This window comes from Streptomyces sp. PsTaAH-137 (genome assembly GCF_003259365.1).
Taxonomy (GTDB): Bacteria; Actinomycetota; Actinomycetes; order Streptomycetales; family Streptomycetaceae; genus Streptomyces.
Genome location: NZ_QLLY01000023.1, coordinates 45,156 through 70,335, shown reverse-complemented (window position 1 = coordinate 70,335; position 25,180 = coordinate 45,156). Strand labels below are relative to the sequence as shown.

At 72.1% G+C, this 25,180-nt stretch carries 21 protein-coding genes; 16 read left to right on the top strand and 5 right to left on the bottom strand.

Annotated elements, in window-relative coordinates; translation table 11 throughout:
• Window positions 1-103: 103 nt before the first annotated feature.
• From K377_RS42910 to K377_RS35710, 10 genes are all read left to right on the top strand, one after another.
• The gene (locus tag K377_RS42910; RefSeq protein ID WP_343238111.1) at window positions 104-199 is read left to right on the top strand and encodes an Ms4533A family Cys-rich leader peptide; all 96 of its coding nucleotides are present in this window, start codon (window positions 104-106) and stop codon (window positions 197-199) included.
• Between the two features lie 154 nt (window positions 200-353).
• A complete protein-coding gene (locus K377_RS35750) occupies window positions 354-2,072 on the top strand; it encodes an ABC transporter substrate-binding protein (RefSeq protein WP_111667789.1) in 1,719 nt (572 codons plus the stop codon).
• 2 nt (window positions 2,073-2,074) lie between these two features.
• The gene (locus K377_RS35745; RefSeq protein ID WP_111667788.1) at window positions 2,075-3,076 is read left to right on the top strand and encodes an ABC transporter permease; all 1,002 of its coding nucleotides are present in this window, start codon (window positions 2,075-2,077) and stop codon (window positions 3,074-3,076) included.
• Window positions 3,073-4,062 carry an ABC transporter permease gene (locus K377_RS35740; protein ID WP_111667787.1) on the top strand — a complete coding sequence of 330 codons (990 nt, stop codon included), beginning with the start codon at window positions 3,073-3,075 and terminating at the stop codon, window positions 4,060-4,062. The genes K377_RS35745 and K377_RS35740 overlap by 4 nt, the downstream gene beginning before the upstream one ends.
• On the top strand, window positions 4,059-5,648 hold the full coding sequence (locus K377_RS35735) for an ABC transporter ATP-binding protein (RefSeq protein ID WP_111667786.1): 1,590 nt from the start codon (window positions 4,059-4,061) through the stop codon (window positions 5,646-5,648). The genes K377_RS35740 and K377_RS35735 overlap by 4 nt, the downstream gene beginning before the upstream one ends.
• A 148-nt stretch (window positions 5,649-5,796) precedes the next feature.
• Window positions 5,797-7,107, top strand: a complete 1,311-nt coding sequence (locus K377_RS35730; protein ID WP_111667785.1) for a branched-chain amino acid ABC transporter substrate-binding protein — start codon at window positions 5,797-5,799, stop codon at window positions 7,105-7,107.
• Window positions 7,104-8,066 (top strand): branched-chain amino acid ABC transporter permease, encoded by a 963-nt coding sequence (locus tag K377_RS35725; protein ID WP_111667784.1) that lies wholly within the window; start codon window positions 7,104-7,106, stop codon window positions 8,064-8,066. The genes K377_RS35730 and K377_RS35725 overlap by 4 nt, the downstream gene beginning before the upstream one ends.
• Complete coding sequence (locus K377_RS35720) at window positions 8,063-9,733, top strand: branched-chain amino acid ABC transporter permease (RefSeq protein ID WP_111667783.1); 1,671 nt, start codon at window positions 8,063-8,065, stop codon at window positions 9,731-9,733. Before K377_RS35725 ends, K377_RS35720 begins: the two co-directional genes overlap by 4 nt.
• Entirely contained in the window at window positions 9,730-10,515 is a 786-nt protein-coding gene (locus K377_RS35715) for an ABC transporter ATP-binding protein (RefSeq protein ID WP_111667782.1), read from the top strand. Before K377_RS35720 ends, K377_RS35715 begins: the two co-directional genes overlap by 4 nt.
• On the top strand, window positions 10,512-11,228 hold the full coding sequence (locus K377_RS35710; protein ID WP_111667781.1) for an ABC transporter ATP-binding protein: 717 nt from the start codon (window positions 10,512-10,514) through the stop codon (window positions 11,226-11,228). The genes K377_RS35715 and K377_RS35710 overlap by 4 nt, the downstream gene beginning before the upstream one ends.
• 47 nt (window positions 11,229-11,275) lie before the next feature.
• On the opposite strand, the gene K377_RS35705 is transcribed toward K377_RS35710, so the two are convergent.
• The 5 genes from K377_RS35705 to K377_RS35685 all read right to left on the bottom strand — a co-directional run bounded on the left by K377_RS35705 (window position 11,276) and on the right by K377_RS35685 (window position 19,031).
• Window positions 11,276-12,097 carry an SAM-dependent methyltransferase gene (locus tag K377_RS35705; protein WP_375605988.1) on the bottom strand — a complete coding sequence of 274 codons (822 nt, stop codon included), beginning with the start codon at window positions 12,095-12,097 and terminating at the stop codon, window positions 11,276-11,278.
• A 92-nt stretch (window positions 12,098-12,189) separates the two neighbouring features.
• The gene (locus tag K377_RS35700) at window positions 12,190-16,251 is read right to left on the bottom strand and encodes a bifunctional nitrate reductase/sulfite reductase flavoprotein subunit alpha (RefSeq protein WP_258395248.1); all 4,062 of its coding nucleotides are present in this window, start codon (window positions 16,249-16,251) and stop codon (window positions 12,190-12,192) included.
• A gap of 156 nt (window positions 16,252-16,407) precedes the next feature.
• Window positions 16,408-17,064 carry a hypothetical protein gene (locus K377_RS35695; RefSeq protein ID WP_111667780.1) on the bottom strand — a complete coding sequence of 219 codons (657 nt, stop codon included), beginning with the start codon at window positions 17,062-17,064 and terminating at the stop codon, window positions 16,408-16,410.
• A gap of 93 nt (window positions 17,065-17,157) precedes the next feature.
• Window positions 17,158-18,024, bottom strand: coding sequence for a class I SAM-dependent methyltransferase (locus K377_RS35690; RefSeq protein WP_111667779.1), 867 nt, complete (start codon window positions 18,022-18,024; stop codon window positions 17,158-17,160).
• On the bottom strand, window positions 18,021-19,031 hold the full coding sequence (locus K377_RS35685) for a carboxymuconolactone decarboxylase family protein (protein WP_111667778.1): 1,011 nt from the start codon (window positions 19,029-19,031) through the stop codon (window positions 18,021-18,023). Before K377_RS35685 ends, K377_RS35690 begins: the two co-directional genes overlap by 4 nt.
• A gap of 225 nt (window positions 19,032-19,256) precedes the next feature.
• Between K377_RS35685 and K377_RS35680 the strand changes: the two genes are divergently transcribed.
• The 6 genes from K377_RS35680 (at window position 19,257) to K377_RS35655 (ending at window position 25,177) form a co-directional block, all read left to right on the top strand.
• Entirely contained in the window at window positions 19,257-20,417 is a 1,161-nt protein-coding gene (locus K377_RS35680) for a sensor histidine kinase (RefSeq protein WP_111667777.1), read from the top strand.
• Window positions 20,414-21,163 carry a response regulator transcription factor gene (locus tag K377_RS35675; protein WP_258395247.1) on the top strand — a complete coding sequence of 250 codons (750 nt, stop codon included), beginning with the start codon at window positions 20,414-20,416 and terminating at the stop codon, window positions 21,161-21,163. Before K377_RS35680 ends, K377_RS35675 begins: the two co-directional genes overlap by 4 nt.
• The gene (locus K377_RS35670; protein WP_111667776.1) at window positions 21,160-21,816 is read left to right on the top strand and encodes a DUF4232 domain-containing protein; all 657 of its coding nucleotides are present in this window, start codon (window positions 21,160-21,162) and stop codon (window positions 21,814-21,816) included. The genes K377_RS35675 and K377_RS35670 overlap by 4 nt, the downstream gene beginning before the upstream one ends.
• A 76-nt stretch (window positions 21,817-21,892) precedes the next feature.
• Entirely contained in the window at window positions 21,893-22,300 is a 408-nt protein-coding gene (locus tag K377_RS35665; protein WP_111667841.1) for a cold-shock protein, read from the top strand.
• Between the two features lie 262 nt (window positions 22,301-22,562).
• On the top strand, window positions 22,563-24,173 hold the full coding sequence (locus K377_RS35660) for an ABC transporter substrate-binding protein (protein WP_258395246.1): 1,611 nt from the start codon (window positions 22,563-22,565) through the stop codon (window positions 24,171-24,173).
• Between the two features lie 50 nt (window positions 24,174-24,223).
• On the top strand, window positions 24,224-25,177 hold the full coding sequence (locus K377_RS35655) for an ABC transporter permease (RefSeq protein WP_111667840.1): 954 nt from the start codon (window positions 24,224-24,226) through the stop codon (window positions 25,175-25,177).
• Window positions 25,178-25,180 lie beyond the last annotated feature (3 nt).

Here is a 25,180-nt window from a genome sequence, read left to right as displayed (position 1 = left end):
CAGCCGCCCGATGCCCGTCCGGCGACGACGGCTGTCCGGTATGCGAGACCGGCATCCCGATTCTTGTTGACTTCCCTCAAGACGCTGGGCCATATTCCTCGGCATGTCCCGCAGTGCCGTCACCTCCGAGCAAGCCGCCATCGAGCTGGCTCTCATCGGCGTGACCTCGCACTGCGTCTCCGACGTTCACTGTTGCTGACGCCCGCCCGAGCGCGCGAAATCCCTCGCGGGCGCGGCAGCAGCGTCCCGTATCCCGGCCGGTCGTCCCACATTCCGGTCGTTCCCGTGTGATCGCTCTCGCCGCTGCCTGCGCGCAACATCCCCGCAGCCAGACTTTCGAGAGGTCACCTCCCATGCGTCAACCGTCCGTCATATCGCGCCGCCTGACCGCGGCCCTGGCCGTGTCCGTCGTGGCTGTGGGCGCCGCCGCGTGCGGCCCCCAGGACGGCAAGTCGTCCGGCTCGGGTGCCGCGGGCGCCCCCAAGAAGGGCGGCACGCTCACCGTCCTCAACAGCTCGCCCCAGGAGGACTTCGACCCTGCACGGCTGTACACCTCCGGCGGCGGCAACATCCCCTCCCTCGTCTTCCGTACGCTCACCACGCGCCACCGCGAGGACGGCGCCGCCGGGGCCAAGGTGGTGCCCGACCTCGCGACCGACCTGGGCACACCGAGCAAGAACGCCACCGTATGGACGTACCACCTCAAGGACGGGCTGAAGTACGAGGACGGCACGGAGATCACGAGTGCCGACATCAAGTACGGCATCGAGAGATCCTTCGCCGCCGAGCTGTCCGGCGGCGCGCCCTATCTGCGCGACTGGCTGATCGGCGGCGCCGACTACCAGGGTCCGTACAAGGACAAGAAGGGCCTCGACTCGATCGGGACGCCCGACGAGAAGACCATCGTCTTCCACCTGAACAAGTCCGAGGGCGAGTTCCCCTACCTCGCCACGCAGACCCAGACGACCCCGGTGCCCGAGGCCGAGGACAAGGGCACCAAGTACGAGGAACACCCGCTGTCCTCGGGCCCGTACAAGGTCGTCAGGAACGAGGGCGACGGCGAGCGGCTCGTCCTGGAGCGCAACCCGCACTGGTCGGCCGCCACCGACAAGGAGCGCAAGGCCTACCCCGACACGATCGACGTCCGGTCCGGGCTCGACTCCGCCGTCATCAACCAGCGGCTCTCCGCCTCGCGCGGCACCGACGCCGCCGCCGTCACCACCGACACCAACCTCGGCCCCGCCGAACTCGCCAAGGTCAGCGGCGACAAGGACCTCGCCGCCCGCGTCGGTACCGGCCACTTCGGCTACACCAACTACCTCGCCTTCAACCCGAAGGTGAAGCCGTTCGACAACCCGAAGGTGCGCCAGGCCATCGCCTACGCCGTCGACCGCTCCTCCGTGGTCAACGCGGCCGGCGGCTCCTCGCTCGCCGAGCCCGCCACCACCTTCCTGCCGAACCAGAAGTCCTTCGGGTACACCGCGTACGACCACTTCCCGGCCGGGAAGGACGGCAACGCGGCCAAGGCGAAGGAGCTGCTCAAGGAGGCCGGTTACGCCAAGGGCCTGACCGTCACGCTCACGCACGACAACGACAAGAACTTCGCCACCAGCCCCGAGATCGCCACCGCGGTCCAGGAGGCGCTGGCGAAGGCGGGCATCACCGTCAGGCTCCAGGGTCTGGAGGACACCAAGTACTCCGACACCATCTACAACGTGAAGAGCGAGCCCGGCTTCTTCATCAGCGGCTGGGGAGCGGACTGGCCGTCCGGCGGCCCGTTCTTCGCGCCGATCTTCGACGGCCGGCAGATCGTCAAGAACGGCTACAACTTCAACTCTGCCCAGCTGAACGACTCCTCGGTCAACAAGGAGATCGACGAGATCAACAAGCTGACCGACCTGAAGGCCGCCGCCCAGCGCTGGGGCGCGCTCGACAAGAAGGTCGGTGAGCAGGCACTGACCGTGCCGCTGTTCCACCCGGTCTACAAGCGCCTGTACGGCGCGGACATCAAGAACGTCGTCATCAGCGACTGGACCGGTGTGCTCGACGTCTCCCAGGTGGCGGTCAAGTAACCATGTCCGAAGCACTTCTCGCGGAAGCGGAGAAGGCCGACGGAGCGGGGGCGGCCGAGGCGGCCCCCGCGTCCGGGGGCCGCCCCTTCTGGCGGCGGCTGCGCGCCCGGCGCTCCGCCCTGATCGCCGCCGCGATCGTCGCCCTCCTCGTCCTCGTGGCCCTCGCCGCGCCGCTGCTCAGCGCCCTGGAAGGGCAGAACCCGACCACGTTCCACCCCGCCCTCGTCGACTCCGCGAGCGGCGGCGTGCCCCTCGGCCCGTTCGGCGGGATCAGCGGCGAGCACTGGCTCGGCGTCGAACCCCTCACCGGACGCGACCTGTTCGCCCGCGTCGTGTACGGAGCCCGGGTCTCGCTCGGCGTCGCGCTCGCCGCGACCCTGCTCCAGGTCGTCATCGGCACCGGCATCGGCCTCGCGGCCGGTCTCGGCAACCGGTACGTCGACCAGGCGCTCAGCCGCGTCACCGACGTCGTGGTCGCCCTGCCCACCATGGTCATCGCGCTCGGCGCGCTCGCCGTCGTCCCCACCGGATTCCCGCGCCCCGTCCTGATCGCCGTGGTCGTCGGACTCATCGGCTGGTCCGGCATCTCCAAGATCGTCCGGGCCCAGACGCTGTCGCTGAAGTCCCGCGACCACGTCGCCGCCGCCCGGCTCAGCGGCTGGAACTCCTGGCAGGTCGCACGGCGCGAACTCCTGCCCGCGCTCGGCGCGCCCGTCATCACGTACGCCGTGCTGCTCTTCCCGTCGAACATCGTCGTCGAGGCCGCCCTGTCCTTCCTCGGCGTCGGCATCAAACCGCCCACACCGTCCTGGGGACAGATGCTCAGCGACGCCGACACCTGGTACCAGGCGGCGCCCACCTATCTGCTGATCCCCGCCGTGCTGCTGTTCGTCACCGTGCTCGCGCTGACCGTCCTCGGCGAGGGCGTCCGCACCGCGCTCGACCCGCGCGCCGCGTCCCGGCTGCGGATCGGCACCGGTCGCAAGAAGGAGGCGGACGCATGACCGGGTTCCTGCTCCGGCGCGCCGCGGGCGCCGTCTTCGTGCTCCTCGCGCTCAGCATCGTCGTCTACGCGGCCTTCTACGTGGCCCCGGGCAACGTCGCCCAGATCGCCTGCGGGCCCCGCTGCTCACCCGCCCAGGTCGCCCAGGTCAGCGCCCAGCTGCACCTCGGCGATCCGCTCTACGTGCAGTACGCGCACTTCGTCGAGGCCCTGTTCGCGGGCCGCGACTACTCCACCGGCACCGGCGTCCTGCACTGCCACGCGCCCTGCCTCGGCCTCTCCTACCAGAGCGACCAGCAGGTCACCCAGCTGATCCTCGCCAAGCTCCCGGCCACCGCCTCGCTCGTCCTCGGCGGCGCCGTGCTGTGGGTGCTGCTCGGCGTCGGCACCGGCATCCTCTCGGTGTGGCGGCGCGGCCGGCCGACCGAGCGGATCCTCACCTGGATCACCCTGGCCGGCATGGCCACGCCCGTCTTCGTCATCGGCCTGCTGCTCATCATCGTGCTCGTCACCGCGCTCCAGATCCTGCCCTTCCCGGACTACGTGCCGTTCACCGACGATCCCGAACAGTGGGCCTGGAACCTGCTGCTGCCCTGGATCTCGCTGGCCCTGGTCTCCGCCGCCCCGTACGCCCGGATGACCCGCGCGGCCATGCTGGAGACCCTCGCCGAGGACCATGTGCGCACCTTCCGCGCGTACGGGGTCGGCGAGCGGACGCTGGTGCGCCGGCACGCGCTGCGCGGCGCGCTCGCCCCGGTGATCGCGCTCGGCGCCCTCGACGTCGGCGCCATGTTCGGCGGCGCCGTCCTCACCGAGTCCCTCTTCGGGATCCCGGGGATCTGCCGCGAACTCGTCGACGCCGTCAAGAACGTGGACCTCCCGGTCGTCGTCGGCCTCGTGCTCGTCACCGGGTTCTTCGTCGTCCTCGCCAACGCCGTCGCCGATGTCCTCCAGGCGCTGGCCGACCGACGGGTGGTGCTCGCATGAGCCTCGTCTCAGTCTCCGGTCTCTCCATCTCGTTCGGCGACGTGCGGGCCGTGGAGAACCTCTCGTTCGACCTCGAACCCGGCGGCGCGCTCGGTGTCGTCGGAGAGTCGGGCTCCGGCAAGAGCGCGTCGGCGTACGCCCTGCTGGGCCTGCACCGCGGGACCGGCGCCCGCGTCACCGGCCGCGTCGAGGTCGCCGGTGTCGACGTGAACGCAGCCGACGACGCACGCCTGCGGGCCCTGCGCGGCGCCGAGGCGGCCATGGTCTTCCAGGACCCGCTGTCCTCGCTGGACCCGTACTACGCGGTCGGCGACCAGATCGCCCAGGTGTACCGGGTCCACCACCGGGTCTCCCGCAGGGCGGCCCGGGCCCGCGCGGTCGAGGTCCTGGACCGGGTCAGGATCCCCGATGCGGCGCGGCGCGCCCGGTCCAGGCCGCACGAGTTCTCCGGCGGCATGCGGCAACGGGCCCTGATCGCGATGGCCCTGGCCTGCGAACCCCGGCTGCTCATCGCCGACGAGCCGACGACCGCCCTGGACGTCACCGTGCAGGCCCAGATCCTCGACCTGCTGCACCAGTTGCGCCAGGAGACCGGCATGGGACTGCTCCTCGTCACGCACGACGTGGGAGTCGCCGCCGAGTCGGTCGACGACGTGCTCGTCATGCAGCACGGACGGGCGGTCGAACGGGGCCCGGTGCGCGAGGTGCTGAAGGCCCCGCGCGAGCCGTACACACGGGCCCTGCTTTCCGCCGTGCCCCGGATCCCGGACGGCGACGCCCCGCGGGACGAGCGGCAGGAACCGCCCGGCGGGACGACGGGGGAGCCGCTCGTCGAGGCGACCGGCCTCCGGCACGTCTTCGGCCGGGGCAGAGCCGCACACGCCGCCGTCGACGGGGTCTCGCTCACCGTCCACCGCGGCGAGACCCTCGGCATCGTCGGGGAGAGCGGCAGCGGCAAGACCACCCTCGGCCGGATCCTGGTCGGACTGCTGGCCCCCACCTCCGGCGACCTCACCCGCCGGGCCGCGGTCCAGATGGTCTTCCAGGACCCCGTCTCCTCGCTCAACCCGCGCCGCTCGATCGGGGAGTCGGTCGCCGACCCGCTCCGGGCGGCCGGACAGAGCGACGAGGCCGTCCGGGCCCGGGTGACCGGGCTGCTGCGCCGAGTCGGTCTCGACCCGGGCCACTACGACCGCTACCCGCACGAGTTCAGCGGCGGCCAGCGCCAGCGCGTCGGCATCGCCCGGGCCCTCGCCGCCGAGCCCGACCTCATCGTCTGCGACGAGGCCGTGTCCGCACTCGATGTCACGACCCAGGCCCAAGTCACCTCCCTGCTGGCCGAGTTGCAGCAGGAACTCGGCCTGTCCCTCGTCTTCATCGCGCACGACCTCGCCGTCGTACGGCAGGTCAGCGACCGGGTCGCCGTGATGCACCGGGGCCGGATCGTGGAGGAAGGACCGGTGGAGGAGGTGTACGCCCACCCCCGGGAGGCGTACACCAAGGCACTGCTCGCGGCCGTCCCCGCGCTCGACCCCGACCGGGCCGTGGCCCGGCGGACCGCGCGCGCCGAGCTGGAGGCGGTCTGAGGCGGGGCCGCGCGCCCGCCATGTGACGTACGCGTAAAGGGAGTTGTCCGCCCGGACAGTACTGTCCGGCGGACCTCTGCCGAACGGACAAGAGGGAGGCACGACGGTCCGATCTAGGTTTCAGCCACTGATTCCGGGGAGGACCTTGATGTTTGGCTCCAGCACGTCCCGCACGACCAGCACGTTCGCCGCGACCGGCTCGTTCGGCACCCGGCGCACCACCCGCACCAGGCTCCTCGCGGCGACCGCGCCGCTGCTCGCCTGTTCCCTCGTGCTCACCGCGTGCGGATCGCGCGACGAGGGCGACGGCGGCGGCGACGCCTCGGGCGGCACCACCACCGTCACCATCGGCTACGACTCGCCCCTGTCCAAGGACCTGGCCGCCGTCGGCCTCGGCATGCGCAACTCCGCCGAACTGGCCGTCAAGCAGGCGAACAAGGAGAAGCTGGTCCCCGGCGTCACCTTCAAGCTCCAGGCCAAGGACGACCAGGGCACCCCGAACATCGGCCAGCAGAACGCGGCCGCGTTCGTCTCCGACAAGAGCGTCATCGGCGTGGTCGGCGCCTACAACTCCTCGGTCTCCGCCGCCATGCAGTCCACCCTGCACGACGCGCGGATGGTGCAGATATCCGGCGCGAACACCGCCGCCACCCTCACCAAGGGCGCCGATTACACGGACAGTCCGAAGCGCCAGTACGACAACTACTTCCGGACGATCTCCACCGACGACGTCGCGGTGCCCGTCACGGCCGAGTACCTCTACAAGGACCTGAAGATCAAGAAGATCGCCGCGGTCGACGACAAGAAGACCTACGGCGCCCAGATCGTCGACGACTTCACGACCGCGTACAAGAAGCTCGGCGGCAAGGTCGTCCTCCACCAGTCCATCAACCCGGACGAGTCCGACTACTCCGCCGTCGTCAACACCGTCAAGTCCTCCGGCGCGAAGGGCGTGTTCTACGGCGGCGAGTACCCGCAGGCCGCAGCGCTGAAGAAGCAGCTCGTCGCGGCCGGCTTCGACGGCCGGATGGGCGGCGGCGACGCCGTCAAGGACGACCAGCTGATCTCGCTGGCCGGCGCCAAGGCCGCCGACAACACCTGCACCCACTCCGACGGCGCGCCCATCGACAAGATGACCACGGCGAAGTCGTTCGTCTCCGCCTACGAGGCCGCCGGATACCAGCAGACCTACGGCGTCTTCGGCATCTACACCTACGACGCGACCACCGCGCTGATCAAGGCCGTCGGCGACGCCGTCAAGGCGAACGACGGAAAGGTCGGCGACGTCACCCAGCTCCGCCCGAAGGTCGTCGAGGCCATGGCCAAGGTCTCCTTCGACGGCGCCACCGGCGCCATCGGCTTCAACGAGTTCGGCGACAGCACCAACCAGGTCATCAGCATCAACTGCGTCAAGAACGGCACGTGGGAGAACGGCGTCAAGGTGGTCACTGTCAAGTGAGCACCACCGATCTCTTCCAGCTCCTCTCCGACGGACTCGTCCTCGGAGCGATGTACGGCCTCATCGCGGTCGGCTACACGATGGTCTACGGCATCCTCCAGATCATCAACTTCGCCCACGGTGAGATCTTCATGCTCGGCGGGTTCGGCGCCCTCTTCGTCTACGCGTGGGTGCCGGGCCTGCACCAGGTCAACCTCTGGGTGGCACTCCCCGTGCTGCTGATCGCCGCCGTCCTGATCTCGGTGACGGCGGCGGTCGCCGCCGAACGGTTCGCGTACCGGCCGCTGCGCGGCGCGCCCCGCCTGGCGCCGCTCATCACGGCCATCGGCCTCTCCCTGTTCCTCCAGCAGGTCGTCTTCAACTTCTTCACGCTGCCCGGCTCCTCCGTCGGCATCACCGCCCCCGTCCCCTTCCCCCAACTCCCCGGCAAACCACTGCACCTGGGCGGCGTGACCATCTCGTACGCCGCGCTGCTCACCCTCGCCCTCGCCGCCGCGGCGATGGTCGGCCTGACCTGGTTCGTCGGCCGCACCCGCACCGGACGCGCCATGCAGGCCACCGCCCAGGACCCCAAAACCGCCCGCCTCATGGGCATCGACACCGACCGGGTCATCGTCATCGCCTTCGCCATCGGCGCCGTCCTCGCCGCCGTCGCCTGCCTCACCCAGGGACTCCGGCTCGGCACCATCTCGTACAACATGGGCTTCATCGCGGGCCTGAAGGGCTTCACCGCCGCCGTCCTCGGCGGCATCGGACACATCCAGGGCGCCATGCTCGGCGGCGTCGTGCTCGGCGTCGCCGAGTCCCTGGCCTCCGGGCTGCTGCCGCACCTCCCCGCCCTGCACACCTTCGGCGGCTCCGCCTGGAAGGACGTGTGGGCGTTCGTCATCCTCATCCTGGTGCTGCTGATCAGACCCCAAGGTCTGCTCGGTGAACGCCTCGCCACGGACAGGGCGTGATCGCCGTGAAACTGCCCCACCTCCCCGCCCGCGCCGCCCGGCCGCTCACCCTCACCGGAACGGTCCTCACCCTCGTCGCGCCGTTCCTCGCCTGGACCTGGACCGCCCGCTTCCCCGGCAACCTCACCGTCACCGGCTACCCGGGAGGCAGCCAGCTCGTCACCCTCGCCACCGGGCTGCTCGCCGCGTACTTCACGGCCGCCGCCCTCGGCGTGCCCCACCTCGCCCCGCGCGGCGCGGTCCGGGCCCTGCGCGCCGCCGCGCTCGCCGCGTTCGCCTCGACCTGGATCACGGTCTGGGCCATCGCGATCACCCTCGGCGGTGTGGTCAACGTCGACCCCGGCGGCTGGCTCGCGCTCGCCGCCACCGCACTGCTCGCGGCCGGTGCGTCCACGCTGCCCGACGACACCGTCGACGATCCCGCGCCCGACGCCCGGCTGCCGCGCGTCGCCGAGATCGCGCTCATCACCGTCGTGTTCCTCGCCGCCATGTACGTCCTCGCGTACGGGATCACCACCGGCTCCGCCGAGGAGTTCCTGGCGTTCCTCCCCGCCGCCGGGTTCGGCGCTCGGGCCCTGGTCGCGAGCGGGCTCCTGGCGCGGCTCAGCCGGATCAACGCCCGTAACCGGGTGGCCGTCTCGGTGGCCGCGCTCGCCGCCGCGCTGGTCTTCCCCTTCACCCAGGAGGGCGACCAGTACACGGCCATCGCCGACAACATCCTGGTGTTCGCGGCCGTCGCGCTCGGCCTGAACATCGTCGTCGGCCTGGTCGGGCTCCTGGACCTCGGCTACGTCGCGTTCCTCGGCACCGGCGCCTACACGGCCGCGCTCGTCTCCGGCTCCACCTTCTCGACGCTGCACGTCGGACCCTGGCCGTTCTGGGCGACCGCCCTGCTCGGCATGGCCGTCTCACTCGTCGCGGGTCTGATCATCGGCGCGCCGACGCTGCGGCTGCACGGCGACTACCTCGCCATCGTCACCCTCGGCTTCGGCGAGATCTTCCGGATCACCGTCAACAACCTCGACGGCAGCTCGGGCCCCTCCCTCACCAACGGGCCCAACGGCATCAACTCCGTACCGAACCTGGAGATCCTCGGGTTCGACTTCGGGGAGCCGCACGTCATCCTCGGCGTCTCCTTCGGCCGGTTCGCCAACTACTACCTGCTGCTGCTCGCCGTCATCGCCGTCATCGTCTTCGTGTACGCGCGTGCGGGCGACTCCCGTATCGGGCGGGCCTGGATCGCGCTGCGCGAGGACGAGACCGCGGCCACCGCGATGGGCATCGAGGGCTTCCGGTTCAAGCTGCTCGCCTTCGGCCTCGGCGCCTCCCTCGCCGGGCTCGCCGGCACGGTCATGGCGCACCTCCAGACCAACGCCGTCCCCGAGAACTACAAGTTCGCCGACACCGCGCCGCCCAACTCGGCCTTCCTCCTCGCCGCGGTCGTCCTCGGCGGCATGGGCACCGTCTCGGGGCCGCTGGTCGGCGCCGCCCTGCTCTATCTGCTGCCCGCCAAGTTCGAGTTCTTCAGCCACTACCAGATGATGCTGTTCGGTCTCGCCCTGATCCTGATGATGCGCTTCAGGCCCGAGGGGCTCGTGCCCGACCGCAAGCACCAGCTGGAGTTCCACGAAGCCGCCACCACTCAGATTGCGAAGACCCCGGCATGAGCCCAACTCCCTTGCTGGAGGCGCGCGGTGTGACCATGCGGTTCGGCGGCCTGACGGCCGTCGACGGTGTGGACCTCACCGTCGCCGAGGGCGAGATCGTCGGTCTGATCGGGCCCAACGGCGCCGGCAAGACCACCTTCTTCAACTGCCTCACCGGCCTGTACGTGCCCACGGAGGGCGCCGTCCTGTTCGAGGGCGCGACGCTGCCGCCGCGGCCCGCGAGGGTCACCCGGACCGGTGTGGCCCGCACCTTCCAGAACATCCGCCTGTTCGCCAACATGTCGGCCCTGGAGAACGTGATCGTGGGCCGCCACACCCGCACCCGGGCCGGCCTGCTGGCCGCGCTCGGCCGCGGCCCCCGCTACCGCCGCGAGGAGCGCGAGTCCCGGGAGCGGGCCAGGGAACTGCTCGACTTCGTCGGCCTGTCCGACCGCGAGCGGCACCTCGCCCGCAACCTCTCCTACGGCGCCCAGCGCCGCCTGGAGATCGCCCGCGCCCTCGCCAGCGACCCCCGGCTGCTCCTCCTCGACGAGCCGACCGCGGGCATGAACCCCCAGGAGACGCGCGAGACGGAGGAGTTGGTGCACGCGGTGCGCGAGCGCGGCATCGCCGTCCTCGTCATCGAGCACGACATGCGGTTCATCATGAACCTCTGCGACCGGGTCGCGGTCCTGGTGCAGGGCGCCAAACTCGTTGAGGGCGCCCCCGCGGTGGTGCAGGCCGACGAGCGGGTCATCGAGGCCTACATCGGCGCACCCGACGACGAGGAGACGACCGTATGACCGCCCTGCTGGAAGTCGACGACCTCCGCGTCGCCTACGGGAAGGTGGAGGCCGTCAAGGGCATCTCCTTCCGCGTCGAGGAGGGCCAGGTCGTCACCCTCATCGGGACCAACGGCGCGGGCAAGACCACCACCCTGCACACCCTCAGCGGCCTCCTTGCCCCGTCCGCGGGCCGCATCCGGTTCGCCGGCCGCGACCTCGAAAGGATCCCCGCCCATCAGATCGTCGCCCTCGGCCTCGCCCACTCGCCCGAGGGACGGCACATCTTCCCGCGGCTGACGGTCGAGGAGAACCTGCTGCTCGGCGCGTTCCTGCGCAGGGACGCGGAGGGCATCGCCGACGACACCGAGCGCGCCTATACGCTCTTTCCCCGGCTCCGGGAGAGGCGTACGCAGGCGGCCGGCACCCTCTCCGGCGGCGAGCAGCAGATGCTCGCCATGGCGCGGGCGCTGATGTGCCGCCCCAAGCTGCTCATGCTGGACGAGCCCTCCATGGGCCTGTCCCCGATCATGATGAAGAAGATCATGGCGACCGTCGCCGAACTCAAGGCGGGCGGCACCACGATCCTCCTCGTCGAGCAGAACGCCCGTGCGGCCCTCGCGCTCGCGGACCACGCCTACGTCATGGAGACCGGCCGCATCAGCCTGTCGGGCAGCGGCAGCGACCTCCTGGACGACGACAGCGTGCGCAAGGCGTATCTCGGCGAGGACTGACCGGCAGCCGGGCCGCACGGGGGCACCCGAGCGGCCCGGCACGTCCGCTAGTTCTTGCGCCCGACGCCGGCGAACATCGCCACCTCGGCGGGTTCGGCGCTCTCGCCCGTGTCCTCCGGGCGCCAGCGCGAGCAGGACAGGACGCCCGGCTCCAGCAGTTCGAGGCCGTCGAAGAAGCGGGTGACCTGCTCCGGGGTGCGCTGGTTCAGCCTCGGTGTGCCGTTGGCGTTCCAGAACGCGACGGCCTCGTCGACATCCGGCATGTCCGGCCGGGTGATGGTGTGCGACAGCACCAGATGGCTGCCCGCGGGCAGCGCGTCGATCAGCCGGCGCACCAGCCCGTACGGGTCCTCGTCGTCGCCGACGAAGATGACCACGCCGAGCAGGATCAGCGCCACCGGCTTCGTGAAGTCCAGGGTCTTGGCGGCGATGCCGAGGATCTCGTCGACGTTGCGCAGGTCGGCGTCGATGTAGTCGGTGCTGCCCTCCGGAGAACTGGTGAGCAGCGCCTGCGCGTGGCGCAGCACCAGCGGGTCGTTGTCCACGTAGACGATCCGCGACTCGGGCGCGATCCGCTGGGCGACCTCGTGGGTGTTGTCCGCGGTCGGCAGGCCGGTGCCGATGTCGAGGAACTGGCGTATGCCCACGTCGGCGGTGAGGTGCCGGACGGCACGGCCCAGGAAGGCGCGGTCGGCCTGGGCGTAGTCGACGATGCCCGGGTGGAGCGCGCGGATCTGCTGCCCGGCCGCCTCGTCGACGGGGTAGTTGTCCTTGCCGCCGAGCCAGTAGTTCCAGATGCGGGCCGTGTGCGGCCGGCTGGTGTCGATCCGCTCGCTGATCCCGTCCTGGTGCGCGTCGCTGCTCGTCACAGGGCTGCCCCTCTCGTCGCCGATCATCGTCTGGCGCACACCCTAATCGCCGACCTTGTCAACGGGCCCTGCTTCCGGCGGGGTTGATGCTCTCAGTACACGTCCCGGACGTACCGCTTGTCGGCCGCGAGCTGTTTCACGTACGCCGCCGCGCCCGCCTCGTCGAGTCCGCCGTGCGTCACCGCGATGTCGCGCAGCGCCCGGTCGACGTCCTTGGCCATGCGCGAGGCGTCGCCGCAGACGTAGAAGCGGGCGCCGTCGCGCAGCCACGACCACAACTGCGGTCCGTGCTCGCGCATCCGGTCCTGTACGTACACCTTGGCGCGCTGGTCGCGGGAGAACGCCGTGTCCAGGCGGGTCAGGGTGCCGTCGGCGAGATGGGCGGCCAGCTCCTGCTCGTAGTAGAAGTCGGTGGCGCGGTGCTGCTCGCCGAAGAAGAGCCAGTTGGGGCCGCGGTGGCCGAGCAGCCTGCGCTGGTCGAGGAAGCCGAGGAACGGCGCCACTCCGGTGCCCGGGCCGATCATCACCGTCGGGGTCGCGGAGTCGGCCGGCGGGCGGAAGGCCGGGGCCGCCTTCACGTGGACCGGGACCGCGGTGCCCGGCGCGGCGTCGGCGAGGAACGGGGAGCACACTCCTTGGCGCGGCTGCCCGGCGGCGTTCTCGTAGCGCACGACGGAGACCGTCAGGGAGACGAGGTGTGGATCGGTGAGCGGACTCGACGAGATGGAGTACAGGCGCGGCTGGAGGCGTCCGAGGACGTCGGCCCACTCCTGCGCGTCGGCCTTCACCGCGTGCTCGGCGACGACGTCGACGGCCTGCCGGCCCCACGACCACTGGGCCAGACCGTCCTTGTTGTCCGGGCGCAGCAGCTTCTTCAACTCCCGCAGATCGCGGGCCCGTTCGGTGACGAAGCGCAGCAGGTCCGGGGTGATCCGGGTGATGTCCAGATGGCGCAGCAGGGCCTCGTCGAGGGGGACGGGGCCGATGTCCTTCAGGGTGACCTCGGTGTGCGCGGTGAGCGCGGTGACGGTCAGCCACTGCTCCACCAGGTCGGGGGAGTTGAGCGGCCGGACGCCGAGCGCGTCCCCGGCCTCGTACGCGAACGGGGTCTCGCTGTCCCGTGTGTCGAAGGTGAACCGGCGCACCTCCTTGCCCGAACCCGGGCCGCTCAGCAGCCGGTTGCCGGTGAGGCGGGCGGTGACCGGGGCGGGCCGGGCCGGGCGTGGCGTGCGGGGCTTCGGGGCTGCGGGCAGCGCGGGGCCGGGTTCCGGCGCGGATCGCGGCGCGGGTTTCGGCACGGTGGAGAGCGCCGCGAGGACGTGCTCCAGCCAGGCGTGCGCCGAGTCCTCGTAGTCGGGCTCGCAGTCCGTGCGCGGCGCGAGCTGCGAGGCGCCCAGTTCGCCGAGGCGTTGGTCGAGGCGGCGGCCGTGCCCGCAGAAGTCGTCGTAGGAGGAGTCGCCGAGGGCGAGGACGGCGTAGCGGCGGCCCTCCAGGCGCGGGACGTCGGGTGCGGCGAGCGTCTCCCAGAGCCCGGCGCCGTTGTCCGGCGCGTCGCCGTCGCCGAAGGTGCTGGTGATCAGCAGCAGATCGGCGCCGGCCGGCAGCGCGCCGAGGTCGGCCTGGTCCATGCCGACGAGGGACACGGCGTGCCCGGCGTCGGTGAGCCGCCGCTCGGTGACGCCCGCGAAGTCCTCGGCGTTCCCGGTCTGCGACGCCCACAGGACGACGATCTGCTGACGGGGCGACGCCGCGGCCGGCTCGGGCGCACGCGAGTACATCCCGGCGAGCACCCCGTTCACCCACAGCGCGTGCTCGGCGCCGAACGGCGCCGACGGCGGCAGCACCGGCACGCCCGGTGTCCCGGACGGGATGCCCGCGAGGAAGCCGACCAGATACTGCCGCTCCTGCGCGGAGAGCACCGGAGGCGGCGCGGTCTCCAGGCCGAACGGCCCGACGGCGGTGGCCACTTCGGGCCGTGGTGCCTCGGCCGGTGCGGCCGCCGCCACCTTCGTGAGCGACACCGCGCACACCTTGAACTCGGGCTGGAACGACAGCGGGTCGACGGCGTCGTTCGTGACGGCGTTGACGCTCAGGTACTCGCCGAACAGGTCGTTCCAGTGGAACGGTGCGAAGCAGCACCCCTGCCGCACCCGGTCGGTGACGACCGCGGGCAGCACCGCCCGGCCGCGCCGCGACGCGACCTCCACCGAGTCACCGTCCCGGACCTCCAGCAACTCGGCGTCGAGCGGGTGCAGTTCGACGAAAGGACCCGGATCGAGCTTGTTGAGCTTCGCCACCTTCGCCGTCTTGGTGAGCGTGTGCCACTGGTGCTGCACCCGCCCGGTGTTCAGTGTGAACGGGTAGTCGTCGTCCGGCATCTCCGCCGCCGGTATGTGGGGCCGGGCGTGGAAGACGGCGCGTCCGCTCGCCGTCGGGAACGTCGGCACACCGTCCTCGCCGACATAGCGGATCGGATTGCGTGCGGGTCCCTCCGCGTGCGCGGCGGGCCACTGCACGGGCGTCGCGCGCAGCCGCTCGTAGCTCGCCCCGCGCAGGTCCCAGCCCGTCACGGGATTCCAGGCCCGCTTGATCTCCTCGAAGATCTCCTCGGCGCTCGTGTACGAGAACCCGTCCGCGTACCCCATCTCCCGGGCGACGGCCGCGATCAGCTCCCAGTCCGCCCGCGCCTCGCCGGGCGGATCGACCGCGGGCCGGGCGAGCGTGAGGCTGCGCTCGCTGTTGATGAGGACGCCCTCGGTCTCCGTCCACAGCGCGCCGGGCAGCACCACGTCGGCGTACGCGTTCGTCTCCGTCTCGGCGAACACGTCCTGGGCGACGACGAACTCGGCGGTCTCCAGGCCCTCGATGACCGTGCGGCGATTGGCGACCGACGCCACCGGGTTGGTGCAGATGATCCAGCACGCCTTGATGTCGCCGTCGGCCATCTTCCGGAACATCTCCACGGTGCCACGGCCGACGCCGTCGGCGCGCAGGGTGCCCCGGTCGAGCTGCCACAGGTCCTCGACGAACTCCCGCTCCGCGTCGACGAGCACGGACCGCTGGCCCGGCAACCCCGGCCCCATGTAGCCCATTTCGCGGCCGCCCATGGCGTTGGGCTGCCCGGTCAGCGAGAACGGTCCGCTGCCCGGACGGCAGATCGCGCCGGTCGCCAGATGGAGGTTGATCAGCGCGTTGGTGTTCCAGGTGCCGTGCGTGGACTGGTTGAGCCCCATCGTCCAGCAGCTCGTCCACTCGCCCGCCTCGCCGATCAGCCGGGCCGCCGTGCGCAGGTCGTCCTCGGCGAGCCCGGTCGCCTCGGCGACGGCGGCGGGGGAGTAGTCGGCGAGGAACGGCACCAGCTCCTCCCAGCCCTCGGTGTGCCGGGCGATGAAGTCCGGATCCGTGTGGCCGTTCTCGTACAGCAGGTGGAGCAGGCCGTTGAGCAGCGCCAGATCCGTGCCCGGCCGGACCTGGAGGAAGAGGTCGGCCTTCGCGGCGGTCGCGGTGCGCCGCGGATCGACGACGATCAGCTTCGCGCCCGCCTTCACCCGCTCCATCATCCGCAGGAACAGGACCGGGTGACAGTCGGCGGTGTTGGAGCCGATGACGAGGAAGACGTCCGCCCGGTCGAGATCGTCGTACGAACCCGGCGGCCCGTCCGCGCCGAGCGACAGCTTGTAGCCGGTGCCCGCGCTGGCCATGCACAGCCGGGAGTTGGACTCGATCTGGTTCGTGCGCACGAAGCCCTTGGCGAGCTTGTTCGCCAAGTACTGCGCCTCCAGGCTCATTTGGCCCGACACGTAGAAGGCCAGCGCGTCGGGGCCGTGCGCGTCGACGATGCCCCGCAGCCGCCGCGCCGTCTCCCGCACCGCCGCGTCCACGGCGGCGGGCTCCGGCGCCGCGTCGCGCGCGGGGCGCACCAGCGCCGTCGTGAGGCGGCCGGGGGCGGCGAGCAGATCGGCGGTGGTCGCGCCCTTCGTGCACAGCCGCCCGCGGTTCGCGGGGTGCTCCTTGTCGCCGGACGCCTTCAGGACCGTACGGCGGCCGTCCGGGCCGCTCCCGATGTCGAGGACGAGACCGCAGCCCACACCACAGTACGAGCACACCGTCCGCACCTGCTCCGCACTGCTCTCCCGCGAGTCCGGCGCGGCCACAGGCACCCCGCCCCTTCATGATCGTTCCGCGCCGATCCGCTCGGCCGTCCGGTTCCGACCGTACGAAGGGTCCGTTACGCGGCTGTCTCCGCTGCCCGCCGACAGGGGTTACGTGGGACGCACAGGCGGGACGGGCGCACCGTGAGAGGCGGCCGGTCAGCCCGCCGAGCCGAGGCCGGCCACCGCGTCCCCGGCCGCCTTCCGGGCGCCCTTGATCACGGTGTCGTTCGCCGGTGCGCCCTTGGACTCGAAGTCGCTGCCGTTGTAGGTGACGGTCACCAGCACGTTGCCCTTGCGGACCGTCACCACCGACTCGCGGGTGTCCTGCTTGTCCTTCGTGGTGAGCGCGCTCGTGACCCGCGCCTCGTCCCCGAGACCCTTGAGCGGACTGGCCTTCGCGTCGCTGTTGTCCTTGTACGCCTGCTGCGCCAGCGCGTCGGAGCCCTTCACCTCGAAGGACACGTCGAGCCAGCGGTAGTCGTAGCCCTTCAGCGCGCTCCAGGAGCAGCCGCGGCGAACCGATTCGTCCGTGGCCGCCAGCTCCTTGCCCGCCGTCTTCGCCCCCGGCACCAGCGAGGAGACCGTCTTGGCGTCGACGGTGCCGCAGGGCTCGGGCGGCTTCGCGTACGACTTGGCCGCCACGCTCGCACTGGGACTCGAAGGCGCCGACGACGTCTGCGGCGCCGCGTCGTGCGTGTCCTTGGCCGCGGGCTCGGACATCGGACCGCTGGACCAGGCCCAGCCGACACAGGCGAGGACGCCGACGGGCAGCAGCCGGACGGCCAGGGTGACCGGGAGCGGGAGAGAACGCACGGTGTACGTCCCTTACGTCGGAGGCGGGGTGGGGGAAGCCAGTCTCACACGGGTTGCTGTGCGACCGATACCGCTACTTCTGTCACCTGGGCATCACGCTCGGGCATCGTCCCGGCGTACGGCCGTCACCAGCCACACCCCCGCGCGCGTGCGCACCCCGCGCGGCGTCGCGTACGGACGGAGCGTGTCCTCCAGCACGGCGCGCGTCGCGGCGGACACGCGGCGCGCGGGCGCGCGTGACAGCAGGAAGTCGACCGCGTCGGCGGGCGAATCACCCCAGTGGGTGTGGACGTCCACCGGATTGACCGCGATGCCGGTGAAGGAGCGGTGCAGCGCCGCGTGGATCCGGTAGGGCTCGGACAGCGAGGCCATCGCCGTGTGCGCGGCATGAGCGTCGTGGGCGTCGGGGTCCTGCGCCGCCGGGCCCTCGCTGCCCTCCGCGAGGCGCCGGGCGAACAGGGCGAGTGCCGTCGCCTCCTCGGAGTCCGGGCCGGGCCGGCGCGGGCAGACGAAGACGAGCCGGCCGCCCTCGCGCAGCGCCCGCGCCACGTTCGCGAACGCCGTCGGCCCGTCCTCGAAGAACATCACCCCGCCCCGGCTGATCGCCACATCGAAGCCGCCCGGCGGGAACGGGTGCGCCTGCACGTCCCCCAGCTCGTACGACGCGCCCGGCACCCCCTCCTCCGCGGTGCGGGCCCGCGCCCGGTCCACCAGCGGGGCGGAGATGTCCACGCCGACCGCGTGCCCCGGCGCCGCGAGCCGGGCCGCTGCGCGGGTCGTCGCGCCCGCGCCGCACCCGATGTCGAGGACCCGGTCGCCCGGACCGATCGCGGCGGCGGCGAACAGGGCCGCGTCGGCCTCGCCGAGCAGCGCGTCGAACCGCCGGTGCTGGGCGGCCCAGTGCCGGCCGAGCGGACCGTTCCAGGCATGGGCCTGCCGGTGATTGACGGTGAGGGTCATCGGGTCTCCAGGTGGTCGACGAGGGCGGCGGGCAGCGCGGACTCGATCCGGTCCACGGCGGCGAACGCCCCGTACGCGACCAGGTGCACCAGGCAGTGATCGGTGTACGGCGGCACCCGCCAGGCCGCGACGTCCGCGTCCGTGATCCGGTACGGCGCCAGCGCGGCGAGCAGCGCGAGGCGCGCGCCGGGCCGTTTCTCGCGGTCGGGCAGCTCGGGCCACACGGCGGGCGGATGCGAGCCGTCCCAGCGCGCGACCGTCTGCTGTACGAGGCCGAGGTCGGCGTCGTCGAGCAGCCCGGCGCCCTTCGTGGCGGCCGTGCGCAGCGCCGCGTAGGCGGGCCCGACCGGGCTGCCGGCCGCCCAGCCGGGACCGGGCTCCAGCGCGTCGAGCAGTGGCAGCGACGCCCCCGGCGTGTGCGCGGCCCGCACCGCCCCGGAGACGCCCCGGCCCACGAGGGCGCGGACCGGCTGCCAGCGCTGGGCGCCCGCGGGCAGCAGGTTCTCGGTGAGCAGGGCCGACACGATCCGGTTGACGAAGTGGAAGGTGAGCGCGGTGCCGAGCTGCGCGGCGAGCTCCGCGCGCGGGAACGGCGGCGGCGCGAGGCCGGGCGCGCCGGGGACCCGGGTCTCCCGGCCCCACCGCAGGATCCGCGCCGCCCGCTCGTCCCGCGGATTCGTGCCGCGGGCCACCGACTCGCCGAGCGCCGGGTCGCCGTGCGCGTGCAGCAGCACGGCGTGCGCGTCGACACAGAACGGGCACTTGTTCGCCTGCGACACCCCGGCCGCGACCAGTTCCCGGTCGGCGCGCGAACCACTGCCCGCGATCAGCGACTCGCGCAGCAACGACCAGGTGGGCGCGAGCAGTTCGGGCGCCGAGGCGAGGACGATCAGGGTGGCGGGCTTCGGGATGCCGAAGTCGGTGCCGGCCTGCGCGTAGACGGCGGCCGCGGTGCCGGTGGCGGACTTGGGGGAGGGCGGTTCGGTGTAGCGGTAGGGACCGGACATGAGGACTCCCGGAGGGTTCGGCTCGGCTGCTGCGAACGCGTCCCAGGCTCGCCCCGTGCCCCGGCCCCGGTCGTCGTACGGCGGAGCCCAACGCCGCCTACTCCCCGGGGAGTAGGCGGACCGCCGCTCCCGTCCTCGCGGTGGACGCCGATGTCGGTGGCGGCCTCTAGCCTCGGAACGAGCGGGGGACACGAGCGGGACCAGGGACGGACGAGGGGGATCCGGATGCGGATGTACGCGGCCGACGCGGCACTGGCCGTCGTCATCGGCACGGTGGTGATCCTCGGGGCGGCGCTCGGCGACGGCGCGACCCCGGCCGGGTACGCGCTGACGGCGGCGGCCGCCGCGACCCTGGCCGCCCATCGGCACGCGCCCCGCACCGTGCTGCTCGTGTCGACGGCCCTGACCGCGGCCCACGTCGTGACCGCGCACCCCGGGCCGCTCGCCGCGCTGCCGGTGATCGCTGCCGTGCACACCGCGTCCCGCGCGGGGCACCGGGGGCTCGGCGCGGGCTTCGCCGCAGGGTTCCTCGCCGTGTACGCCACCCAGGACGCCCTGGCCGCCGACGGCGCCACCGGCCGGGCCATGCTGCTCGCCGGCTGGTTCCTGTGCGCGGTCGTCACCGGCCTCGCCGACAAGAACTGGCAGGCGTACCTCCACCAGACCGAACAGCGCGCACTGGAGGCCGAGCGCACCCGCGAGGAGGCGGCCCTGCGCCGCGCCGGGGAGGAACGGCTGCGTATCGCACGGGAGTTGCACGACTCCCTCACCCACAGCATCTCCATCGTCAAGCTCCAGGCCGGGGTCGCGGTGCACCTGGCCCGCAAGCGCGGCGAGGAGATACCGGCCGCGCTGCTCGCCATCCAGGAGGCCAGCGGCGAGGCGATGCGCGAACTGCGGGCGACGCTCGACGTGCTGCGCACCGACGAGCCCACCGGCACCCCCGCGCTGCTCGTGGAGCGCGCCCGCTCGGCCGGGATCCCCGTCACACTCACCGTCACCGGCCGCGAGCGCGCCCTGCCGCCGCAGCTCGACCGCACGGTCTACCGCCTCGTGCAGGAAGCCCTGACGAACGTGGCACGGCACGCGGGCGGCGCGGCCCGCACCGACGTCCGGCTGGCCTACGGGGAGACCGAGGTGACCGTTCACGTGACCGACGAGGGCACGGCGGATCCGGCCCGCCCGGCCGCCGAGGGCACCGGCCTGACCGGCATGCGGGAGCGCGTCACGGCGAGCGGCGGCACGCTGACGGCGGGGCCGCGCGCCGGGGGAGGGTTCGAGATACGCGCGGCGCTGCCGATGGATCCGGCCGGCGCCGACGGCCCGGCCCCGGAGAGCCCCGGCGGCGCCGTTCCAGACCGCACACCGCTGGCGGCCGCCCCGTGACCGACCCCGTGAGCGCCTCCGTGACCGACGCCGCGCCGCACCGCCCGGCCGCCTCCGTCGTACGGGTCGCCCTCGTCGACGACCAGGCGCTGATGCGGGCCGGATTCCGGGCACTCCTGGAGGCCGAGGACGGGATCGAGGTCGTCGGGGAGGCCGGGGACGCCGCGGCCGGGGTCGCGCTCGTGCGGGAGACCGTGCCGGACGTCGTGCTCATGGACGTCCAGATGCCCGGCGAGAGCGGGATCGGCGCGACACGGCGGATCGCCGCCGACCCCGGACTGGCCGCCGTGCGCGTCGTCATGCTCACCAACTACGCCTTCGACGAGTACGTCTTCGAGGCGCTGCGCGCGGGAGCGTCCGGCTTTCTGCTCAAGGACAGCGAGCCCGACGACCTGCTCGCCGGGATCGCGGTCGTGGCCCGCGGCGACGCCCTGCTGTCGCCGTCCGTCACCCGCCGTCTCATCGGCGAGTTCGTCGCACGGCCGCCGGACCGCGCGACGGCCCCCGGTCTCGAACGCCTCACGCCGCGCGAGTGCGAGGTCACGGCGCTCGCGGCCCGGGGCCTGACCAACGAGGAGATCGCCGCGCACATGGTGATCAGCCCGTTCACCGCCAAGACGCACATCAGCCGCGCCATGACCAAGCTGGGCGCCCGCGACCGGGCCCAACTCGTCGTGTTCGCCTACGAATCGGGCCTGGTGACCGCGCGCGCCCGGAGCGCCGGGGAGCCTAGGATCGGCGCATGACGATCAGGGGGAGGGCGGCGCTCACGCGCGCCGCGGGGTTCACCGCCGTCGCGCTGCTCGTGGCGGGATGCGGAACACAGACGTCCGGCGCCGGAGCGCGCGCCGAACCGTCGAGCAGCGGCACGGGCCTCGGCCGGGTGCACCTCGACACGCTCGACCCCAGCGCGCCGCAGTACGGCAAGCTCCAGACCGCGCCGCCCACCACCGCCGCGCCGACCGGCCCCTGTCCCGACTCCGGTGTGCGCGTCACGGCGGGTGTGGCCGAGGCCGCCATGGGGCTGCGGGCCCTTCGGCTCACCCTCACCAACTGCGGCACGGGCACGGTCGCCCTCTCCGGGTATCCGCGGCTGCGGCTGGCCGAGTCCGACGGCACCCCGGTCGAGGGCGTCCGCATCCTCCAGGGCACCGAACAGATCACCACGGGGGTGAAGGACCCCTGCCCGCACCGCCTCACCCTGCGCCACGGCGAGAGCGCGGCCACCGTCCTCGCCTGGCGCAACACCTACACCGACACCACGCACCCGCCCGTCACCGTCGACCGCGTGACGGTCGCCCCGGGCATCGGCGGCGGCGTCCGGACCGTCACCCCCGACCCGCCGCTCGACCTCGGCAGCACCGGACGACTCGGCACGACGGCCTGGCACGAGCGCTGAGACCCGCCCGCTAGGATCCGCACGAAGGATGCTGAGAAGGCGGACGTCTGGTCCGCCGCGGTGGTTGGGGATCGACGTGGTGGCTGGTCGTGTGGTGCGCTTCGACGGAGCGCGGGGTTACGGATTCATCGCGCCGGACGACGGCGGCGAGGACGTCTTCCTGCACGTGAACGACCTCCTCATCCCCGAGTCCTATCTGCGCACCGGGCTGAAGGTCGAGTTCGACATCGAGGAGGGCGACCGCGGCCCGAAGGCGTCCTCGGTCCAGCTCGCCGAGGGCGCGTCCGCGCCGGTGGCGGGCGGCCGGCACGGCGCGGCCGACGGCGACGACGTGCTCTGCGACGTGCTGCGCGTCGACGAGTTCACGGGCGAGGTCACCGAACTGCTGCTGCGCGCCGCGCCCTCCCTGACGGGCGAGCAGATCCTGGCGATCCGCCGCGAGCTGGTGCAGAGCGGACGCAAGCACGGCTGGGTGGACAGCTGACCCGCCGCACCCGCTGAGACGCCCGGGCCCGGGCCGAGTCGATGGACTCGGCCCGGGCCCTGTCCGTTCTCGGCCTTCTTCGCCCTTGATGTCGGGCCCAGCCATTCAATCTTCACAGAAAGCGGTCCGGCATCCGGACAACCCTCTTGTCCTGCGGACTGTATGCGAAATACGTTCTGCGGTATTCCTTGATCGCCCACAGGTTTCCCGTGCTCACCCATGGATTCCTGCGGATCCTCTTCCCTGGCGGAGGTATGCCCTCGTGCGCCGAACAGCGGTTGCCTGCACGGCAGTTGCCCTGGTGATGTCCCTGACGGCGGGCTGCGGCTCCCTGCAGTCCTCGGCCACCGAGGTCGGCGGGGAGCGCATGACCGACGACCGCCCCGTACGCGACGGCGGCACCCTCACGGTCGCCCTCAACGCGGACCCCGACAAGCTGGACCCGACCCTCGCCCAGACCCTCGTGGGCCGCACCGTCTTCGCCGGCATGTGCGAGAAGCTCTACGACACCGACGCCGACGGCGAGATCGTCCCGCAGCTCGCCACGGCCGAGCCGAAGGTCTCCGCCGACGGCCGCACCGTCACCTTCGACGTCCGCAAGGACGCCACGTTCAGCGACGGCACCGAGCTGGACGCCGACGCCGTCGTCACCTCGCTGCTGCGCCACCGCGACCTCGCGGGCTCCGCGCGCGCCACCGAACTCGCGCCGCTGAAGTCGGCGAAGGCCACGGGCGCGTACAGCGTGAAGCTCACCCTCAAGCAGGCGTACGTACCGCTGACCGCCGTCCTCGCCGACCGCGCCGGCATGGTGATGTCACCGGCCGCGCTCAAGAAGTACGGCAAGAACTTCACCAACCACCCGTCCTGCGTGGGCCCGTTCAGGTTCGCGGAGCGCGTCGGCGGCGACCGCATCGTCCTGACCAAGGACGCGCACTACTACGACGCCGACGCCGTCCACCTCGACAAGGTGATCTACAAGCCGATCCCCGACGGCAGCGTCCGCCTCGCCAACCTGCGCTCCGGTGACGTCCAGGCCGGCGACCAGATGGGGCCCGTCGACGTGAAGAGCGCACTGACCGACGAGAAGCTCCAGCTGTTCAACTCGCCCTCGCTCGGCTACCAGGGCATCGGCATCAACGTCGGCAACGTCAAGGGCCTCGGCGCGAAGCCCGGCACGATCGACAGCCCGCTCGCGAGCGACGTCCGCGTCCGCGAAGCCTTCGACCTGGCCATCGACCGCGACCTCATCAACAAGGTCGTCTTCCAGGGCATGTACGAGCCCGCCTGCGGGCCCGTCTCCCCGGAGTCCGCCATCGCGCCCGGCGTGCGCGCGTCGCAGTGCCCGAAGCGCGATGTGGCCGCCGCCAGGAAACTGCTGAAGCAGGCGGGCGTGAAGACGCCGGTGCGCATCGAGCTGAAGACCTCCACCACCCCCGAGTGGAGCCGCATCGGCCAGGTCGTCCAGGCCATGGCCAAGGACGCCGGCTTCGCCGTCACCCTGCGGCCCACCGAGTACGCCACGATGCTGGAGGAGACCGACGCGGGCCAGTACCAGGCCTTCAACAGCGGCTGGTCCGGACGGCTCGACCCCGACGGCAACATCGCCAGCTTCCTGCAGACCCGGGGCGCCATGAACGCCTACGGCTACGGCGACCCGAAGGTCGACGCCCTCATCGCACGCGGCCGCACCGAGTCCGACACCGGCGAACGGAACGAGATCTACGCCGAGTTGACCCGCCGGGTGAACGCCGCGCACGCCCTCATCTACCTCTACCGCCAGAAGAACTACGTCGTCGCAGGGAAGGACGTCGCCGGCCTCCACGTCTACGGCGACGGCCTGATCCGCGTGAAGGACGCGGGGTACGCCAAGTGACGACCGCCCAACTGACCGCAAAGCGCCCGGGGCTGCTCACCGGCCACCCGATGGCCAAGTACGTCCTGACCCGCGTCCGGCAGTCCCTCATCACCCTCTTCCTCGTCTCGATCGTCGTCTTCGCCGGCATCCGCGCCCTGCCCGGCGACCCGGCGCTCGCCCTCGCCGGAGAGGAGCGCAGCCCCGAGGCGCTCGCCGCGATCCGCAGCGAGTACGGGCTCGACGACAACATCGTGATCCAGTACGGGCGTTTCATCGGCCACGCGCTCCAGGGCGACCTCGGCACCTCCTCGCGCACCGGCCTGCCGGTCGCCGACGCCATCGGCGCAGCCCTCCCCGTCACCCTCGAACTCGCCGCCCTCGCCCTGCTGCTGGCGATCGTCCTCGGGATCGGCGCCGGGGTCGTCGCCGCCGTGCGACGCGGAAAGCCCGCCGAGTGGATCGCCAACGGCCTCGCCCTGCTGGGCCTTTCGATCCCGACGTTCTGGCTCGGCATCGTCCTGGTGCTCGCCTTCGCCATCGCCGTCCCCGTCTTCGCGGCCTCCGGCTACGTCCCCTTCGGCACCGACCCCGTCGACAACCTGCGGCGCATGGTGCTGCCCGCGATCGTGCTCGGCTCCGGACTCGCCGCCGTCGTCATGCGGCAGACCCGCGCCGCCATGCTCGACTCGCTCTCCGCCGACTACGTCCGCACGGCACGCGCCAAGGGACTCTCCCGCCGGGAGGTCGTCGGCGGCCACGCGCTGCGCAACTCCCTCGTCACCGTCGTGACCGTACTCGGCCTGCAACTCGGCCACCTGATCTCCGGAGCGGTCGTCACGGAGCAGATCTTCGTCCTCCCCGGCTTCGGCAAACTCACCATCGACGCCGTCTTCACCCGTGACTACGCGACCCTCCAGGGCGTCGTCCTCGTCACCTCGTTCGCGTACATCTTCATCAACCTGCTGGTCGACGTGGCGTACTCGGTCATCGACCCGCGCATCCGGCTCGGAGGTGCCCGGTGACCA

Bases quoted from the DNA above. Each gene is read 5' to 3' on its own strand.
- K377_RS42910 (WP_343238111.1), top strand. From the start codon at position 104: ATGTCCCGCAGTGCCGTCACCTCCGAGCAAGCCGCCATCGAGCTGGCT.
- K377_RS35750 (WP_111667789.1), top strand. From the start codon at position 354: ATGCGTCAACCGTCCGTCATATCGCGCCGCCTGACCGCGGCCCTGGCC.
- K377_RS35745 (WP_111667788.1), top strand. From the start codon at position 2,075: ATGTCCGAAGCACTTCTCGCGGAAGCGGAGAAGGCCGACGGAGCGGGG.
- K377_RS35740 (WP_111667787.1), top strand. From the start codon at position 3,073: ATGACCGGGTTCCTGCTCCGGCGCGCCGCGGGCGCCGTCTTCGTGCTC.
- K377_RS35735 (WP_111667786.1), top strand. From the start codon at position 4,059: ATGAGCCTCGTCTCAGTCTCCGGTCTCTCCATCTCGTTCGGCGACGTG.
- K377_RS35730 (WP_111667785.1), top strand. From the start codon at position 5,797: ATGTTTGGCTCCAGCACGTCCCGCACGACCAGCACGTTCGCCGCGACC.
- K377_RS35715 (WP_111667782.1), top strand. From the start codon at position 9,730: ATGAGCCCAACTCCCTTGCTGGAGGCGCGCGGTGTGACCATGCGGTTC.
- K377_RS35710 (WP_111667781.1), top strand. From the start codon at position 10,512: ATGACCGCCCTGCTGGAAGTCGACGACCTCCGCGTCGCCTACGGGAAG.
- K377_RS35690 (WP_111667779.1), bottom strand. From the start codon at position 18,024: ATGACCCTCACCGTCAATCACCGGCAGGCCCATGCCTGGAACGGTCCG.
- K377_RS35685 (WP_111667778.1), bottom strand. From the start codon at position 19,031: ATGTCCGGTCCCTACCGCTACACCGAACCGCCCTCCCCCAAGTCCGCC.
- K377_RS35680 (WP_111667777.1), top strand. From the start codon at position 19,257: ATGCGGATGTACGCGGCCGACGCGGCACTGGCCGTCGTCATCGGCACG.
- K377_RS35670 (WP_111667776.1), top strand. From the start codon at position 21,160: ATGACGATCAGGGGGAGGGCGGCGCTCACGCGCGCCGCGGGGTTCACC.
- K377_RS35655 (WP_111667840.1), top strand. From the start codon at position 24,224: ATGGCCAAGTACGTCCTGACCCGCGTCCGGCAGTCCCTCATCACCCTC.